At 49.1% G+C, this 16,106-nt stretch carries 16 protein-coding genes and 1 other annotated feature; of the genes, 3 read left to right on the top strand and 13 right to left on the bottom strand.

Features of this window, described 5'->3' with window-relative positions:
• Nucleotides 1–18: 18 nt before the first annotated feature.
• The 3 genes from GX019_01670 to GX019_01660 form a co-directional block, all read right to left on the bottom strand.
• Nucleotides 19–621, bottom strand: a complete 603-nt coding sequence (locus tag GX019_01670; protein ID HHT35863.1) for a TVP38/TMEM64 family protein — start codon at nucleotides 619–621, stop codon at nucleotides 19–21.
• Between the two features lie 152 nt (nucleotides 622–773).
• Complete coding sequence (locus tag GX019_01665; GenBank protein HHT35862.1) at nucleotides 774–1,496, bottom strand: hypothetical protein; 723 nt, start codon at nucleotides 1,494–1,496, stop codon at nucleotides 774–776.
• Nucleotides 1,497–1,581: 85 nt separating this feature from the next.
• Nucleotides 1,582–2,367, bottom strand: coding sequence for a PAS domain-containing protein (locus GX019_01660; protein HHT35861.1), 786 nt, complete (start codon nucleotides 2,365–2,367; stop codon nucleotides 1,582–1,584).
• A 167-nt stretch (nucleotides 2,368–2,534) separates the two neighbouring features.
• Here GX019_01660 and GX019_01655 point away from each other — a divergent pair, with 167 nt between their 5' ends.
• Nucleotides 2,535–3,332: a polysaccharide deacetylase family protein gene (locus tag GX019_01655; protein ID HHT35860.1), complete on the top strand. Its 798-nt coding sequence runs from the start codon at nucleotides 2,535–2,537 to the stop codon at nucleotides 3,330–3,332.
• A 34-nt stretch (nucleotides 3,333–3,366) separates the two neighbouring features.
• Here GX019_01655 and GX019_01650 read toward each other — a convergent pair whose 3' ends face one another.
• From GX019_01650 to GX019_01630, 5 genes are all read right to left on the bottom strand, one after another.
• On the bottom strand, nucleotides 3,367–4,338 hold the full coding sequence (locus tag GX019_01650; GenBank protein ID HHT35859.1) for an rRNA methyltransferase: 972 nt from the start codon (nucleotides 4,336–4,338) through the stop codon (nucleotides 3,367–3,369).
• A 37-nt stretch (nucleotides 4,339–4,375) separates the two neighbouring features.
• A complete protein-coding gene (gene trpS, locus GX019_01645; GenBank protein HHT35858.1) occupies nucleotides 4,376–5,362 on the bottom strand; it encodes a tryptophan--tRNA ligase in 987 nt (328 codons plus the stop codon).
• 50 nt (nucleotides 5,363–5,412) lie between these two features.
• Nucleotides 5,413–5,641: a binding site (T-box leader), on the bottom strand.
• 54 nt (nucleotides 5,642–5,695) lie between these two features.
• Nucleotides 5,696–5,962, bottom strand: a complete 267-nt coding sequence (locus GX019_01640) for a metal-sensing transcriptional repressor (protein ID HHT35857.1) — start codon at nucleotides 5,960–5,962, stop codon at nucleotides 5,696–5,698.
• A gap of 13 nt (nucleotides 5,963–5,975) precedes the next feature.
• On the bottom strand, nucleotides 5,976–8,255 hold the full coding sequence (locus GX019_01635) for a heavy metal translocating P-type ATPase (protein HHT35856.1): 2,280 nt from the start codon (nucleotides 8,253–8,255) through the stop codon (nucleotides 5,976–5,978).
• Between the two features lie 86 nt (nucleotides 8,256–8,341).
• Nucleotides 8,342–9,052, bottom strand: a complete 711-nt coding sequence (locus tag GX019_01630) for an SH3 domain-containing protein (protein ID HHT35855.1) — start codon at nucleotides 9,050–9,052, stop codon at nucleotides 8,342–8,344.
• A 70-nt stretch (nucleotides 9,053–9,122) separates the two neighbouring features.
• Here GX019_01630 and spoVB point away from each other — a divergent pair, with 70 nt between their 5' ends.
• Both spoVB and GX019_01620 read left to right on the top strand, forming a co-directional pair.
• The gene (spoVB, locus tag GX019_01625; protein ID HHT35854.1) at nucleotides 9,123–10,670 is read left to right on the top strand and encodes a stage V sporulation protein B; all 1,548 of its coding nucleotides are present in this window, start codon (nucleotides 9,123–9,125) and stop codon (nucleotides 10,668–10,670) included.
• 77 nt (nucleotides 10,671–10,747) lie between these two features.
• The gene (locus GX019_01620) at nucleotides 10,748–11,074 is read left to right on the top strand and encodes a hypothetical protein (GenBank protein ID HHT35853.1); all 327 of its coding nucleotides are present in this window, start codon (nucleotides 10,748–10,750) and stop codon (nucleotides 11,072–11,074) included.
• 44 nt (nucleotides 11,075–11,118) lie between these two features.
• Here the strand turns inward: GX019_01620 and GX019_01615 are convergent, their stop codons facing one another.
• The 5 genes from GX019_01615 to GX019_01595 all read right to left on the bottom strand — a co-directional run.
• A complete protein-coding gene (locus GX019_01615) occupies nucleotides 11,119–11,634 on the bottom strand; it encodes a hypothetical protein (GenBank protein HHT35852.1) in 516 nt (171 codons plus the stop codon).
• Between the two features lie 23 nt (nucleotides 11,635–11,657).
• Complete coding sequence (locus GX019_01610) at nucleotides 11,658–13,184, bottom strand: hypothetical protein (GenBank protein HHT35851.1); 1,527 nt, start codon at nucleotides 13,182–13,184, stop codon at nucleotides 11,658–11,660.
• 18 nt (nucleotides 13,185–13,202) lie between these two features.
• Nucleotides 13,203–14,003, bottom strand: coding sequence for a hypothetical protein (locus GX019_01605; protein ID HHT35850.1), 801 nt, complete (start codon nucleotides 14,001–14,003; stop codon nucleotides 13,203–13,205).
• 72 nt (nucleotides 14,004–14,075) lie between these two features.
• Entirely contained in the window at nucleotides 14,076–15,302 is a 1,227-nt protein-coding gene (locus GX019_01600) for a hypothetical protein (protein HHT35849.1), read from the bottom strand.
• Nucleotides 15,303–16,106 (bottom strand): hypothetical protein (locus GX019_01595; protein ID HHT35848.1); only part of this gene is annotated, 804 nt, incomplete at its 5' end.

The raw sequence follows: 16,106 nt of genomic DNA, 5'->3' as shown, positions 1-16,106 counted from the left end.
ACCTCGTAACAGCCAACCTTATTTATCTTTCTGCCGAACTCTGCTCAGATTTTGCAGCCACTGCAGTATTTTATTCCGATACAGCCACCCGACAATGAAAACTACTACAGCAGCCGCGGAGAAAATTATCGCAGTCGAATAGTCCCGCTCCTGGATATTCTCCCCGATAAATGTTGAGATAAACAGAGCAGGAGTCCGGGCTAGCACTGCAATTGCGATAAAGTGCAGCGGTCTGACTGGAGTTAAGCCGCCAATGTAAGTCATGATATCTTTAGGCAGCCCCGGTATAAAAAACAAAACAAAGATGGTAATGTAGCCTTTGCGGCTGGTTATCAATTCAGCGAAACTTTCCAGCTTCTCCTGGGAAATCAGCTTCTTAACAAGGGAATAACCCATTAAGCGCGCCAAGCCAAAAGCAATGCTTGAACCGATTACCGCTCCGGTCAATAAAAGCAGTGTAGCCAGGGGAGCTCCGTAAATGTAGCCACCGGCAATCTGCACAACCTCTCCTGGTATGATTGCAATTAAAATCTGCAGCACCTGAAACATGATGAAGACCAGGGCACCCAGGGAATCGTAGGACAGAATCACGGTGCGAAATTCATCGGGGTCACTGATAATCTCGGTAATTACCGGACCGTATTTAATAGTTATAAAAGCCAGCAGAACTATAAAAACCCCTGCCGCTGTAATGTTTGCAACCAAACCTTTTATCTGCTGCAAATATCGCTCACTCCATTCTCATACTAATATAACCCATTCTGTGCTGAATTTCAAAGGTTATATCTTAAAAGTGTGAAGCGGCGTTTGCCGATAGTCTGCTGCTCTAATCTCCGGTATAAATCAGTCCTAACCTTCTGCTTTTTGTCGGTGCAGACTGCTACGATTGTCGTTGGTTTTAACACCGGCACCAAGTTCTTCAAAAGCCGGTTGACAGCATCGCCGCTCTCCCCCTGCCAAGCTACAAGGCTGCCGTAAGGTACATCAGCAATAATGATATCAGCTTTAAAGTTCCGGTCTGCCAGCGCTTGTTCAGCCAGAATATCAGCGGTAAAAACTTCAACCCGGGGTACAAAAGCGCGATTTTGAATTTTAGCCATTAAGTTCTCTGCCGACTGCAGCGCTTCTAAATGTGACACTTTACCAAATTCTTGATACAGCGCCTGCAGCTCGCTGACGCGGTTCATTAAACCTTCCCAGGTCAATAACGCAAGATTTTGCCGGGCCAACTCTGCTGCGTTCTGATCAATATCTGACCCGACAAACATATCAATCTGATTATGATTAAGATACCCCAGTACGGTAAGGAGATAGCCGCTGCCACAGCAGGGATCGTAGAGGGTCAGATGCGATTTTTCCGGCAGATACTCCTGACAGCGACAGAAAATCTCCTGTGCCAACCGCACCGGGAAGTTCGGCATCCCGGATCGCCCATAAATCACCCTACCCGCGGCAAAGTCCTGATAATTTTGGTTGGGACTGAATTTATACTGCATATAAACACCTCTAAGACAAACGAGAGCCTAAGGCACTTCTCTTAGGCTCCCCTGTTTATTATCCGCTTGTTTAGAACTTTTAAGCTTAAACTCGCACTTCCTCCCAAAGCTGAAGGATTTTCTGGACTAATGAATTAACCTCTTCAATCGCTTCTCGTACCTGAGTTGTAGCTTTACCGGATTGGTCCGATAACTCTCCCACTTCCCGGGCAACAATCTCAAACCCCCGCCCATACTCACCTACCCGCGCGGCTTCAATTGCCGCGTTGATGGCCACCATCTTGGTCTGTTTAGAAATATTGGCGATTCCATCCACCAGATTCTCTATTTTAGCAGGTATAGCTGATAAATCCATAATCATCTGCTCTACCATGCTCTGCTGCTCTTCGATTTTCTGTGAAGCTTCGATATTCTCCTTTTCCAATTCCTTCTCAGCAGTAATATCATGCCCAAAACCGATTAAACCTACAATATTCCCGTCATCATCGTAGAATGGATACTTCTCGGTTACCTGCCAGGCTTCTCTGCCATCAGTCCCGATTACCTGTTCAACCCGATTGCGAACCTCTTTACCGTCCTTTAACACGGTGCTGTCGTCTTTATAAAACTTCTCGGCCAGGTGTCTGGGAAACATGTCGAAATCTGTTTTACCAATGACATCTTCAGCTTTACTGAAACCGGCCTGCGAATAATTGGCCTTGTTCGCCAAGATCTTTCTGGCCTCATGGTCCTTTACATAAATGGAGCTTGGCAATAGATCGAGCAGAGCATGTATTACCCGGCGCTCCCAGATAAGCATTTCTTTTAGTTCTTCATATGTTTCATTACCGGTAAGCTCCTGAAAAAGATCACTGAGATTGACTGTTGCCATACTAACACTCCCTATTTTCTAATATTTGGGATGAACTGGTAATTATCTCTTTCTACTTGCGGATCGCAGTTTCCTTTATCTTTTCATGAGTTTTGTAAGCCAAATGTCAGATTTCCATGATATAATTAGAGAAGAATAATATTGAAATATAAATCGAGGTGTAATGGATGCAAGTAGTAAAATGCTTTCCCGGTGGAAAATTTAAAGCCCTGACTCTCAGCTATGACGACGGCAGAACTGCTGATCGGCGGCTAGTCGAGATCTTCAACAAGTATGGAATCAAGGGAACCTTTCATCTAAATTCCGGTCTGATTGGAGTTGGCGACCGAGTCGAAGCCGATGAAGTGAAGTCACTCTATGAAGGGCATGAAGTGGCAGCCCATACCGTTACTCATCCAACCATTGCCCGCTGCCCAAAAGAGCAGGTTGTCCAAGAGCTCCTCATGGATCGGATGCGGTTGGAAGAACTGGTTGGCTACCCAGTGCGGGGGCTGTCCTATCCAAATGGATCCCACAGCAAGCAGATCAGAGAGCTGCTGCCCCATCTCGGCTACGCTTATTCCCGAGTAGTCGGTGACAGCCACAGTTTCGGCCTACCTGAGGATCTGTATCAGTGGAAATCCACCTGTCACCACAGACGCCGCTTGCTGGAGCATGGTGAGACTTTCATCAATCTCCATAAAAGACAGTACTTGTACTTAATGTATGTGTGGGGCCACAGCTACGAGTTTGACAACGACCAGAACTGGGACCTAATTGAAGATTTCTGCAAACTGGTCGGCGGCCGTGACGATATCTGGTATGCAACTAATATTGAAATTGTGGACTATCTCCACGCCTTTGACCAGCTCCAGTTTGCCGCATCCATGAAGTTTGTCTACAACCCCACCGCCTTATCGGTTTGGATCAGCGTTGGTGGTGAAATTGTTGAAGTTAAAAGCGGTGAGCAGGTGCAGTTAGCCTAAACTGTGAAAGCACGCAGTTTTCTGCGTGCTTTGCTTATTCATCTGGAAAAACCGATCCCCACTGCAGTTCTTTTGCCAAGCGGTACAAATCTTTCTGTCTGCGGGAGATGATCTTAGTTTCCAGGCCATCGGGACCGCAGACTTCAAAGATAATGTGGCCTTTCCTCACCTGGGGGTGGCGCAGAATGCGTCCGTATACAGCTCTCCCCGGAAAGCGCGCCGCGGCTACATAAGAAAACTTCTCATCCTCATAGCCGAGCTCGCCACTTTTAATCTGGCGGTGCAGACTGCTGCGCGCCACCCGCTGCGAAAAGTGACACCAATTGCTGCCCGTGATCGGGCATTCTTCTTGATGGGGACAGGGAGCCGCTATCTGAGCTCCTAAAGCGATCAGCTGCTCCCGGGCCTCCCTAATCCGGGCAAAGCCTTGAGTTGTTCCCGGCTCAATGATCACCAATGTACCGTTCGCAGCTTCCCACAGTTTGCTTACAAAATCTGCTCGGGCGCCGGAGTCGAGCTCTCCCAGGACATAGGCGGCAGTTACTAAATCATGCGGCTTAAGCTCCTGGTCCCGGATATCGCCCTGGATCCACTTAGCTTGCTTTACCAGGCTGTTTTCAGCGTATCCGGCCAGACGCCTGCCAAAGCGGATCATATCTGCTTCCCTTTCCACAAGGTCCACCGCCTTTAAACTTGGAAACCGGGAAGCGGCCGCCCACATCACAGTACCCGGTCCCGCGCCGATATCCAGAAGAGTCTGGGGCTGCCAAGCAGGCAGCACTTCCTGAACTTGGTCTAAAACCGCTCCCGCTGCGCCGAAAGTAGCCGGCATTCTGAAAGCAGCATAAGCCTCAACATCGGCTTGAGAGCGGATGAATGTCCTGCCATCGGACGGGTCCTCCCGATATCGCTGGGACAGATCGGCTGTTAACTTGGCCAGCTGCTTTGAGGATTGAATGTTCAGCTCTGCTTCTATGGCATCCCGTAATCTTTCAGGCAGTTCCATCTTAAGTCCTTTCCTAATTATTTACCGGGAAATAGTCTTAGAGAACCGGCATTTTAAAGCCCATGGCTTCGCGAATCTCAACCATATTCTCCCGCGCGATCTTCCGCGCTTTGGCTCCGCCGGCGTTGAGCAGCTCCATCAGCTGATCCGGCTTAGCTAGAATTTCCGCCTTCCGCTCCCGAATCGGAGCAATCTTCTCAACAATAGCATCGCCAAGAGTCTGCTTTAAATCAGAGTAGCGCAGAGATTCGTTAGCGTAATCGCTTCTAAACTGCTCAACAATTTCTGGCGCTGCAAAAGCTTCTAAAAGTGTGAACAAGTTTTTTACGCCTGGACCCATTTCTCCGCCTTGAGGACCCGGATCGGTAACAGCCCTGCGGATCTTTTTCCGGATCGTATCATCATCGTCATCAAGGGCGATGTAGCTGCCTTCGATGCTCTTGGACATCTTACTGGTCGGATCATTAAGGGCCATGATCCGAGCTGCTTTAGTTAGAATCGGCTGGGGTTCAGGCAGGATTTCACCGAACAGAGTATTAAAGCGGCGGGCAATCTCCCGGGTAAGCTCTAGGTGCTGAATCTGATCATCGCCCACCGGTACCAGCTCAGCTTTGTAAATCAAAATATCAGAGGCCATTAACACCGGATAGTTCATCAATCCAGCAAAAACTCCGCTTTTCTGCCGCTCAGCCTTGTCCTTAAACTGAGTCATCCGCTCCAGAGCCCCAATCGATGTGATGCAGGTTAACAGCCAGGTCAGCTCCGCGTGCTCCGGCACTGAAGATTGAACAAACAATGTGCACTGCTCGGGATCCAATCCAGAGGCAATTAAGGTTGCTGCCAGATCCATCACCCGCTCGTGGAGCAGCTGCGGTTCATACTCAACAGTTATAGCATGGTAATCGACGATGCAGAATAAACTCTCATACTGGTGCTGCATCGCGACCCAGTTTCTAATTGCTCCTAAGTAGTTACCGATATGGATGTTGCCTGTAGGTTGGATTCCTGAAAAAACTCGCTGCATATCTGTTACCTCCCGTAGTATTTAAACTTCAATAAAAAAAGATCCCGCCCCAAAGGGACGAGATCATACTCGCGGTACCACCCTAGTTAGCTTAAAGCACTATGCTTTAAGCTCCCTCTCAGCCCGATAACGGAGGCATCCGGTTTAGCCTACAACTTAAACCAAGCTTCGGTAAACTGCTCCTAGGCCCATTCCCTTTCATTATCTTATCGGTTTTCACCAGCCACCGACTCTCTGAAAAGATGAATGCAAGGTACTCTCCCTAATCATCGCGTTCTTAGTTCTAAATTCACGTTTATTATAAACAATCCGGTGGCAAAATGCAACCAGGAATCAGCCTTTCATCAGTTTATCCATGATTTCTAGCACTTCATCAATCTTCAGCTGAGCTTCATCAGCTGTGAACGCTTCCTTCACACAGTGATTTAGATGCCCATGGAGAATACCCTTGTTAACGCGGCGGAGAATTGCCTGCACCGCTAAAATTTGATGAGATATGTCAATGCAGTAGCGATCCTCTTCCACCATTTTAATCAATCCGTCTATCTGGCCTCGAGCGGTTTTTAAAAGCTGCAGAGCCCGCTTTTGATCAGTTTTCATCATACCAAACTCCTTATCCTGTCCGTTTAGGCTGGAAGAATTTCAGCCTAAGAGCATTGGTGACAACAAAGACAGAACTTAAACTCATGGCAGCAGCGCCGACCATTGGGCTCAGTTTCCAGCCGAGCAGCGGGTAAAAAATTCCGGCTGCCAGAGGAATGCCTAAAGTATTGTAGAAAAAGGCCCAAAACAGATTCTGCTTGATGTTGCGGATGGTAGCTTTACTGAGTTGAACAGCTGCAGCAGCGTTCTGAAGGTCACTGCGGATTAAAACAATGTCTGCAGACTCAATTGCGATATCGGTGCCTGCCCCAATAGCAATGCCCACATCAGCCCGAACCAGGGCTGGAGCGTCATTGATTCCATCGCCGATCATAGCCACCTTCTTGCCTTCATCCTGCAGGCGGCGAATCTCCTGCTCTTTATCCTGAGGCAGAACCTCTGCCACCACCCGATCCAGCTGCAGCTCTTTTTGGATTGCTTCCGCTGTCTTCTGATTATCCCCTGTCAGCATTACTACTTCAATGCCCATGGCTTTGAACTGTTCAACTGCCGCGTAGCTGGTAGGTTTTACCACATCCCTGGCGGCGATCACGCCCAACAGCTGATCAGTGTCGGCAAAATAAAGCGGTGTTTTTGCTTCCGACGCAAACCGGTCAGCTAAGTCCTGCCAAGCTGCAGTATCAATCCCGGATTCTGCCATCAGCGCTAGATTTCCGGCGCGATACTTCTTACCGTCGATTACTGTTTCAATACCTCTTCCAGGCACAGCGGTAAATTCGGAGTTGGGTTTAAGTGCAATTCCCATCTCACTAGCTTTTTCTAAAACCGCCTCGGCAAGGGGATGCTCCGAAGCCTGCTCCATCGACGCAGCGATCTGGAGAAACTCCTGCTCCGTAAGCTCAGAAGTCAGCACGACATCAGTTACCCGCGGTCGGCCTTCCGTAATGGTGCCGGTTTTATCTAACACAACGGTATCTACACCGTGGGCAACTTCCAATGCTTCCGCAGATTTTATCAAAATGCCGTTAACAGCACCCTGACCGGTACCGACCATAATCGCTACCGGTGTAGCCAGGCCCAGGGCGCACGGGCAGGAAATCACTAAAACTGCAATGCCGATAGCCAGAGCAAATTCAAAACTTGCTCCCAGCAGCAGCCACACGATGGTGGCCACCACCGCAATTGCGATCACCACCGGCACAAAAATCCCGCTGATTCTATCCGCTAGCTTAGCAATGGGTGCCTTTGACGATCCCGCTTCTTCCACCAGCTGGATGATCTGAGCTAAAGTGGTATCATCTCCTACCTTCTCCGCCCTAAACTTAATAAATCCGGTTTTGTTAATCGAAGCCGAAATTACACGGTCTCCGACTGTCTTTTCCACCGGGATGCTCTCACCAGTAATCGCGGCTTGATCAACCGCAGTGGAGCCTTCAACAATCACGCCGTCAACCGGGATGCTCTGACCGGGACGGATGACAACAAGATCACCAACTGCAATCTCCTCGACCGGGATTTCCAGTTCCCGACCATTCCGCTCCACTACTGCTGTTTTTGGGGCTAAATCCAGCAGCTTGGAAATCGCTTCGGAGGTTCTGCCCTTTGATCTAGCTTCCAGATATTTTCCAAGTGTGATCAGGGCCAGAATCATGCCCCCTGTTTCAAAGTAAATATCCATGCTGTACTGCTCAACAAGATCTAAGCGGCCGTGGCCTAACCCATAGCCAATGCGAAAAATAGCAAAGATGCCGTAGATAACCGCCGCCGAAGAACCAATGGCAATCAAGGAATCCATGTTCGGTGAGCCTCTCAAAAGAGTCTTGAATCCATTTTGGTAGTATTTGCGGTTGATGTACACAATGGGCAGGGTTAGCAAGAACTGGACAAATGCGTAGGTGAGCGCGTTCTCTAATCCTGTCAGCCAAGACGGCAGCGGCAGACCAACCATTTCCCCCATGGCAATATACATGAGGGGAATTAAAAAGACAAATGAGATGAATACCCGCTGCCGCATTTCCCTTATCTCATCTTTCAGCAGCTCTCCTCCGGCAGCTTTAGCTTCACCAGCTGCTTCAGCCGGTTGCTCTTCTCCGGCCTCATAACCCGCTTTTTCTACCGCTGCCACAATGGCATCGGCATCCACAAGCGCGTCATCAAATTCTACCGTCATCTTGTTAGCCAATAAATTTACGTTAACTGCCTGCACCCCGGCTAGTTTCTTGACACTGCGCTCCACTGCAGCCTGGCAGGCAGAACAAGTCATTCCGGTAACATAAAACTTCTTCTGCATTCCTTCACCCCTTTACCCCACCCCCCTAGGGGGGTATCTTAACTTAATCCTACACCTTTCACCCTTGAGTTGTCAAGGGGATTCTGTTAGTCACCGGCGACAAAAAAGATCAGCTGCCACTTTGGACCCTGGTTGTAAAAGCTTAAGCGGTAATCAACGGGGCTGCGGAGATACTGATCCGGAACATAACCGATCTGACTGGAGAATGTCTCTATTTTCCGCCACAGCTGTCCGTTACTTTCAAACACATAGCGGTCATTATGGGTCAGATTCCGCACTATGCTGTAATTAAGCACCCCTAGGACATCTGCATCTCGATTCGGTTCCCGATAGACTTTCACTTCCCGCTCGATAACTGCCACATGCTGAAAAGCATCTAAGTCTTCCGGGAAGCTTGTGAAGACATAAGGGGCGGTAAACAGAGTTTTTTCCGGATTAGTAAACTCGCCTCCAAGCATCAAGACCTCAAGAATTTCATCCCAAAACCTGGACTGGTCGGGATTTTGATCCAGTTCCCATTCCCGCAGAAATCCAGCGGTTCCCTCATTTAACCCAAATGTATATTTAATCGTATCATCGATGTGTTCCAAGACAAAATCCAAATCTTTAGCTTTTACCGCGTCGATAAACCGCTTTCTAAATTCCAGCAAGTCCTGATTCTGCTCAGCCTGATCAATTGGATAAAGCTTCACATCCTCCTCACCGCCTAAATCTGGGTAACTCGGTGTCAGCTGATACACAGCAGCAGCTAATGCTAACAGCAGAATTACCAGTCCTAACCTCACCAGCAATCTCATTAAATTCACCACCTATATCTTCTCTAAACTGCATATATATTACTAAACCGCAATGATGGGAAGTGAGTCTGTGCGAAAACAAAGCCTGCTTCAGGGTGCCTTTGTCCTAACCGCCGCCGGTTTGATTACCAAAATCCTCGGCTTTGCCACAACTATTCTCCAGTCCCGCATTATTGGCGCGGAAGCGATAGGTCTGCAGATGATGGTAACTCCTCTTATTGGGCTGTTAATGACCATTACTACCCTAGGACTCCCGGTAGCTGTCTCTAAGGCTGTTGCAGAAGCTGAAGCTCAGGGAAATAAAACGAAAATAAAAAGAATTCTCCTGGTATCTCTTACACTTACCTGCAGCGCAGCTCTGATTCTGACCTTAGGCTTAGCCTATTTTGGCAAAACCTTGTCCAGAATTTTCCTAGCCGACCAGCGCGCCTACTATTCTCTGATGGCCATAGTCCCCGTAATCCCTATCCTAGCTATATCCGGAATACTGCGGGGTTACTTTCAAGGCCGGCAGAATATGAATCCCCTTGCTCTCTCCCAAGTAATCGAGCAGATCATCCGCATCGCCCTCCTCTATGGCCTCGTGCAGGCTTTTGCAGAGCGGGGGATTGAATACGCGGCTGCCGGCGCTGTGCTGGCAGGCGTTTTAGGAGAGTTGGCCGCGCTAATCTATCTGCTGTTTAAGTTTAGAACCGTTGGACGCTATCGGTCAGACAGCTTAAAACTGCTGCGGGGACTGACCTACAGTAAGATCGATCTGGTTGAACTGCTCAGGACCGGACTGCCCCAGACCGGCAATCAGTTTTTTCGTTCGCTGCTGCGGGTAGTTCAGCCTACCCTGATTACCCGCAGCCTGCTTAAAACCGGCCTATCTGCTTCCGCTATTGCCGAGCAGTTCGGCATGCTGACTGGATATGTTTATCCACTTTTATTCTTCCCCGGTTTTATCAACTATTCCTTGGCTGTTGCCCTGGTTCCTGCCATAAGCGAAGCCGCTTCCCGCAACCGCATGCGGTTAGCTAACCGCCGCGCATCTAACGCTTTCCGGGCATCTCTGCTGGTGGGCGTACCAAGCAGCTTGATCTTATTCGTATTTGCTGAGCCGATCTTAACCCTGTTCTACCGGGCTCCGGAAGCCGCCGGCCTGCTCAGAGTAACCGCGCCATTCTACCTATTCCAATATTTCCACTCGCCGATGCAGTCATCGCTGATTGGACTCGGACGATCGACGACAGCTATGGTCAACAATATTGTTCCCAGGTGCATCGGGCTCGCTTTGATTTATCCCCTCGCGGTAACCATGGGCTGGGGTATTTATGGTGTTGCAGCGGCATCGAATCTAGCTGTAGTGCTGGAAACAGTTCTACACTACCTGGCTCTCCGGCACAGGATAGGTCCCTGTTTTCAATTTGCGGAAGCGGGTAAAATAATAGCCATCGGAGCTGCCGCCGCCTGCTTCAGTAAGTTTACTTATGACACGATCATAATGTATCAGGTATCGAAGTCAACAGCAGCCGTCTGGTCTGCCGCAGTGCTGCTGCTGATCTATTTTGCCCTGATTTTCATCACTAACACTCTGCGCTGGAGCGCAGTCTGGGTTACTTTTAAACGGAGATAGAATAAAATGGGGGCACAGGAAGGAGTTCCGAGGCATACAGCGAAGTGTATGCAGACAACTTTTTGGAGGTGCACTGATTGAGTTTAGAACAAAAAGCGATTGAGCTTGCCCAAATGCTGAAAGAAACAGAAGAATTTAAAGCGCTGACATCAGCTCAAACCAGAGTGAAGCTTGACCCGATTGCCGAGGATTTAGTAAGACAGCTGCAGCAGAGCCAGCAGGAGCTTTACATCATGCAGATGGAAGGCCGGGAACCAACTATGGAGCAAATTCAGCAGATCCAGCTTTTAGAAACGAAAGTTAAATCCAACCTAACATTAACTAACTTTGTCAAAGCCCAGGAAGCTTTCGGTCAGAAAATGAATGAAGTTAACGAAACAATAACCAAGGAATTGTTCAGCTAGCATAAAGAAGGACTGCCGTTTAGACCGACAGTCCTTTTTTCTTGCTAATTAGCAGCTGCAGCCGTAATTGTCACGGTATCCTGATAAATGCCGCTGGGGATCTGATACCAAGTATTCTGCGCTTCACCATTAGGGCTGAAGATTGCGCTTAAATCTACTGTGTGCTGACCCTGGTTTAAGGCAGACAGGGATTTCTTAATAGTAGTTGCAGAATTAGCTCCCGCTTGGATTTCGATATCACCAAGTTTGTACCAAACAAGTTTGTTTAGTTCTTCCACAGTGTCTCCAGATGAATTAAGGGGCCTAAAACCAACGGATTGCAGCGTCAGGACTAGATCATGATTCGCAGCGATAGTGATTGGAATCGACTGCACTCTTTTTCCAAAACCAGTATCATCACTAAAATCAATCTTAAGCTCAAGCTCGTTCGCTTCGCTTAGTATTTGCGCGAATGCTTCCACATGCACCTCTACTTTTACCACAGCCTTTAGATTTTCCGAAGCACTTGCACCAACACCTACAATGAGCAGTATAACTAGGGGCAGAATCAGCTTTTTCACTCGCATTGCCTCCTTATTCCCGACTACTCAATTACTAACTCTCGCTCAAAGCTCAATTCCTCGTTATTATCGAGCAGGATCGATAATTGTGCTAGATATCTTCCCGCTTCTAAACCGGATGCAAGACCTTCCACTGTGCTGGACCGAAGCGGCAGAATGTTTGCACTGCCTTCTGGCAGGGCCAGCTCAGCTCTAGCAATAAACTCACCGGCATCGTTGTAAATTACCAAAGTGACTTCTGGATTGAGAGGCACATTCCCGGTATTGGCTAAGTCCAGAGAAATTAGGTGCAGATCATCTTCATAAAGGGCTGAGCCGAGACTCCGCACTTCTAGATTATATTCATGCTCACCGCCCACAAGTACGGAGACAGGAATAGAGATCAGACCAAGGAAATCTTCTGTTTCAGCATCAAAGGCAGCCACGGCCAGTACACCATGGTAGCTGGCAGTCTCCGCATCCCGAGGAACCGCTGTCGTAACCACAATCCGCCGATTGCCTCTAGGCGGCAGGACAATTTCTTCAGCATTGCTGAGCTGAATCCATTCGATCAGGGAATAGGGATAGTCCCGCTCCACCTCCTCCAAACCGACAACCACCTTAATCGACCGTCCCAACTCGTTACTTACAAGCAGCGGCTGACTGCGCCTGCCGCCGGCATTAAGCTCCAGCGCGATTTGGTCAAGATCAAAGGACACTGCACCCAAATCGTCATCATCCGAAAAAACAAAATCCCCTGGGGCAATTACCATGTTCTCGGTTTTGATGATCTGACCGGTATCACCATAGCGGATAAACATTCTAATGTTGTATTCACCCGGTTCCAGCCTCTTGGTCACTGGGCCTGAAAATTCTACCACAGCTCCGGGGAAAATTCGAACTGATTCTAATCCGGATTCCAGTCCTGTCAAGCTGGTAAGAGGTATGCGCTCCACCAGGCGCCGTTCAGAATCGCGAATCGCCGCTTCGCCGGTAACTAAATAGTCCCACTGGGATGAGTTATGGATCAAGCCCCTGATTACTGGCTGTCCTGTTTCATCGGCTGCCAGATCAAATTCAACCAGCTCCGCGGTACGCCGAAGGCCGGGCCGATCAACGCGAATGTTGAGGCGGACAGCGTAGCGCACTCTAAACGTAATGCCTGACTGGACCATGGGTACCTGCGGCTCGACCATGATCACAGCAGTGTGGGAGCCTCCAGCAGAAAACGGTACTCTTACTGTACCGGAAACTTTAGCCTCGCTGCCCGGATAGACGTTAACCACGGTCTGATCCAGGGAAATCCAGCTCAAAGCCGGAAAGATCTCAGGATCACCGGGGTGGTACTCCAAACTGCCGTCAACCAACTGCACCGGCTGATACAAAGACAGGTGCACTACTTCTGCCGCTGTACCGGGACTGAGAACGAGCTCAAACTGCCCCACATCACCAGGTTTAAGATCAAGATCAATAACCAATGGCCTAACGCCGACTGCCGCAGCCCCAGCAGAAATAATTGCTAAAGACACTACCACTGCCATCACCATCAGAAACAGCCTTTTACTCAGCATAGACAGGACCTCCATCTTTTAACTATTTGGCTCTAGCACGAAATGAATCACACCCGTGTAAACCCCAGCGCGGTGCTCCCAACCAAGCTCAACCGCTACCTCTAGTTCAAAAATCTCGCTGGAATAACCTGACCCTTCAATTGTAAAACTGCTGCCGGATTTTCTCAGAATTTGCCCAGCGTCACCTTTAACCGAAATAGATATCTGATCCGGCTTAATCATAAACTCCTGATCACTATTACCGTCATCCTTTAACCCAGGTGTCGAAACGCCTAATTTCCAGTTGGGATGATTAGCGTCGACCACCAAGCGCAAGGATTGATCCCGATTATGGTAGACAGCGGGACCACTGTCTGCGTTTATGATCACTTTACTGCCGCTCTCCACGCCCAACGCTTGATAGGGTGCGATCTCCACAATGATTTCAATACTTGGTCCAGTGCCATTAACTGGCACCAGCCAGCCTGTATAAACGCCGGCAGGACCCCACGCCCCAGGCAGGAGCTGCAGTTTAACAAACTGTTCAGCCCCGCTTAGAGTGAACATAGCGCCATTACCCATTTTGCGCGGATTCAAGTCACCATCTATCTGGACGCGAAAATTACTGGGAGAGATGGTGTGTCCGTTAGGACTTATTAGTTCTGTCAGGTAATAACTGACCGAGCTGCTCTGCTGCGAGACATTTTCAGTCCGTTTAAAGTAAATCTCTACTTCATCCACCGGGTCACTTCCCGTTGGTTTCATTGCCAGCTCCAATCTAACTACCGGCAGATCTGCTTGATATAGATACTCCGCTTGAACTGCAGTTCCCAGCAGCATCAAACAGAGGAGCAATACCGCCGCACAACAACATCGCAGTAGCTTTCCCATAAGTGGTCCTCCTCAAACCTTCTAAAAGGAAAAACGCAAACCAAATGCCACGGCATTAATTCCTGCGCGATTAAACCTAACAGCCGCAACAGCGTCTGCACTCTCATCTACCGCGCAGGCTAGCTCAACCTCATGGTCTAGGTTAGCTTGAGCGAGATGGCCAAGATATCGAACACTCCACTCCGCTGCCTGATATGCGATCTCCCAGATCAGGCGGGGGTTAAGCCGAAAATCCAGTCCTACCAGATCAAATTCCACTGGCAGCACCTGCAATCCCAGAGTGATGCGGGAATAGTCAATCGCATCAGCCATACCTAACTGCAGCACCGGCTGCTCTTGACCTTGTTTAGCTAGCTGAACGATAAATCCCAGTTCCCGGTCGACTCCCAGTTTTGAGCCAACAAGAAAATACCAGTCATCGCGAAACCCTAGACCGCCGTATAGCTCGTTCAGGTCCGTTACCGGCAGATTAAGGGCTAAATCAAAGCCTAGCTCTGTCTCACTGAAACTGCCTAACACCACTATTTCCGCCCGCTGCTTGGACTGGGCAGGCTCAGCTGCAAACAGCAGACCCAGCTGCGACAGATCACCCATAGGCACTACCGCAGCGTCTTTTGGCAGCATCTCCGCTGTCAGAAGGGAAGCAGCTGCGTAGAGGGCAAAATATTGAACATCCGATCCATTTTGGCCGTTCACCCGGCGAGTAACAACCGCCAGAGGTGCGCTTGGCTTTTCCAGCAGCTGAGCTGTAATATCTGCCCCGGCTGTATAGCCCGCCAGATCTATAAACTCTAAATCAACTTCAGTCTCGATCCACTGGTTATACGTATCGATCCGAACCGGTGTTAAAGTAAGGTCAAGCAAGAAATTAGGAGCTTCTTCCGATTTAGTGAAGTGCTTTTCGTTTAGGCTGATAGTTAGGGGCTGTTCCGCCATGGTTACCATCCAAGCGCTGTACAAAAAGCGTGAGTCGGAATGGTCCGCTGTTCCATCAAGAATGCTGGCAAATCCGAACTGGTCTTTAAAACCTGTTGTTAAGAGTTCCTGGTCAAACACCAGCTCCCAGCTTCCCTCACCTGCATGTTCCGCATCAGCTGTGAATTCAGACTGAAAGCTGTGATCAACCACCGCCGACTGGTCCTGATCCAAAGCGACGAAATAGAATTCATAACCGATCAGAGGTCCGGACGCCAGAGCCGGCACCCCGAACAGCACAATTATAACTGCAGCTAAGAAAAGTTTCTTCACCTAAAAACCCCCTGTTTCCAGAATGGTAGGTGTAACGAAAATCAGCAGCTCTTTATCTCGAGTCCGCTCAATATCACTGCGGAAGAACCAGCGGATCAGGGGAATATCACCAAGGATCGGGACTTTACGGCTGTAATCGCCGCTGTCCTGCATGCTCATCCCCACCAGCATAGCTGTTTGCCTATCCTGAACTTTAATGGTTGTGGATACCGATGACTGCTTAACAATGATATCCGGTTTCGCTTCGTTGACAAAGTGACTCATTTCCGGAGCAATAGTGAGCATAATCTCATCATCGCCGACGATGCGGGGAGTAACCTTGAGACTGACACCCACATCAATCCGCTCCACCCGGGAAATGTTATCGCCGGCTGCCGAAAGCATCACAATCTGCCGATCGCCAATAAAAAGCTCAGCGCTGCTTCCTTCAGCCACAACAATCTTTGGATCAGCGTGAACCTTGGCTTCTTGGTTCTGCTCTGCCAGCTTTAACTGGGATAAAAGCGTGCCGTAAACGTCAAGGACCAAGGAAAGGGCACTACCGTCAAAATCCAAACTTCCTGTCCAGTCGTCGTTTTTGCTCTGTCCAGCCTGCATTGAGTAGCTGAACATTTTCGAGCCAAAATCCTTGAAGAAATCGGTGGAAACCTCGGTAACAATCACTTGGATCTCGATCAGCTGCTGCGGCTGATCTACAGCCTGAATCAGGTTCTTAATGCGCTCAAGCTCCGCCGGGGGCGCGGAGATTGTTACTATCCTGCTGTCATAACCCGCCTGCACATATGGGGATAAGAAAGCGGGCAG

The organism is Bacillota bacterium (assembly GCA_012837335.1).
GTDB lineage: Bacteria > Bacillota > Limnochordia > Darwinibacteriales > DTU012 > DTU012.
This window is presented reverse-complemented; position numbering and strand designations above follow the sequence as displayed.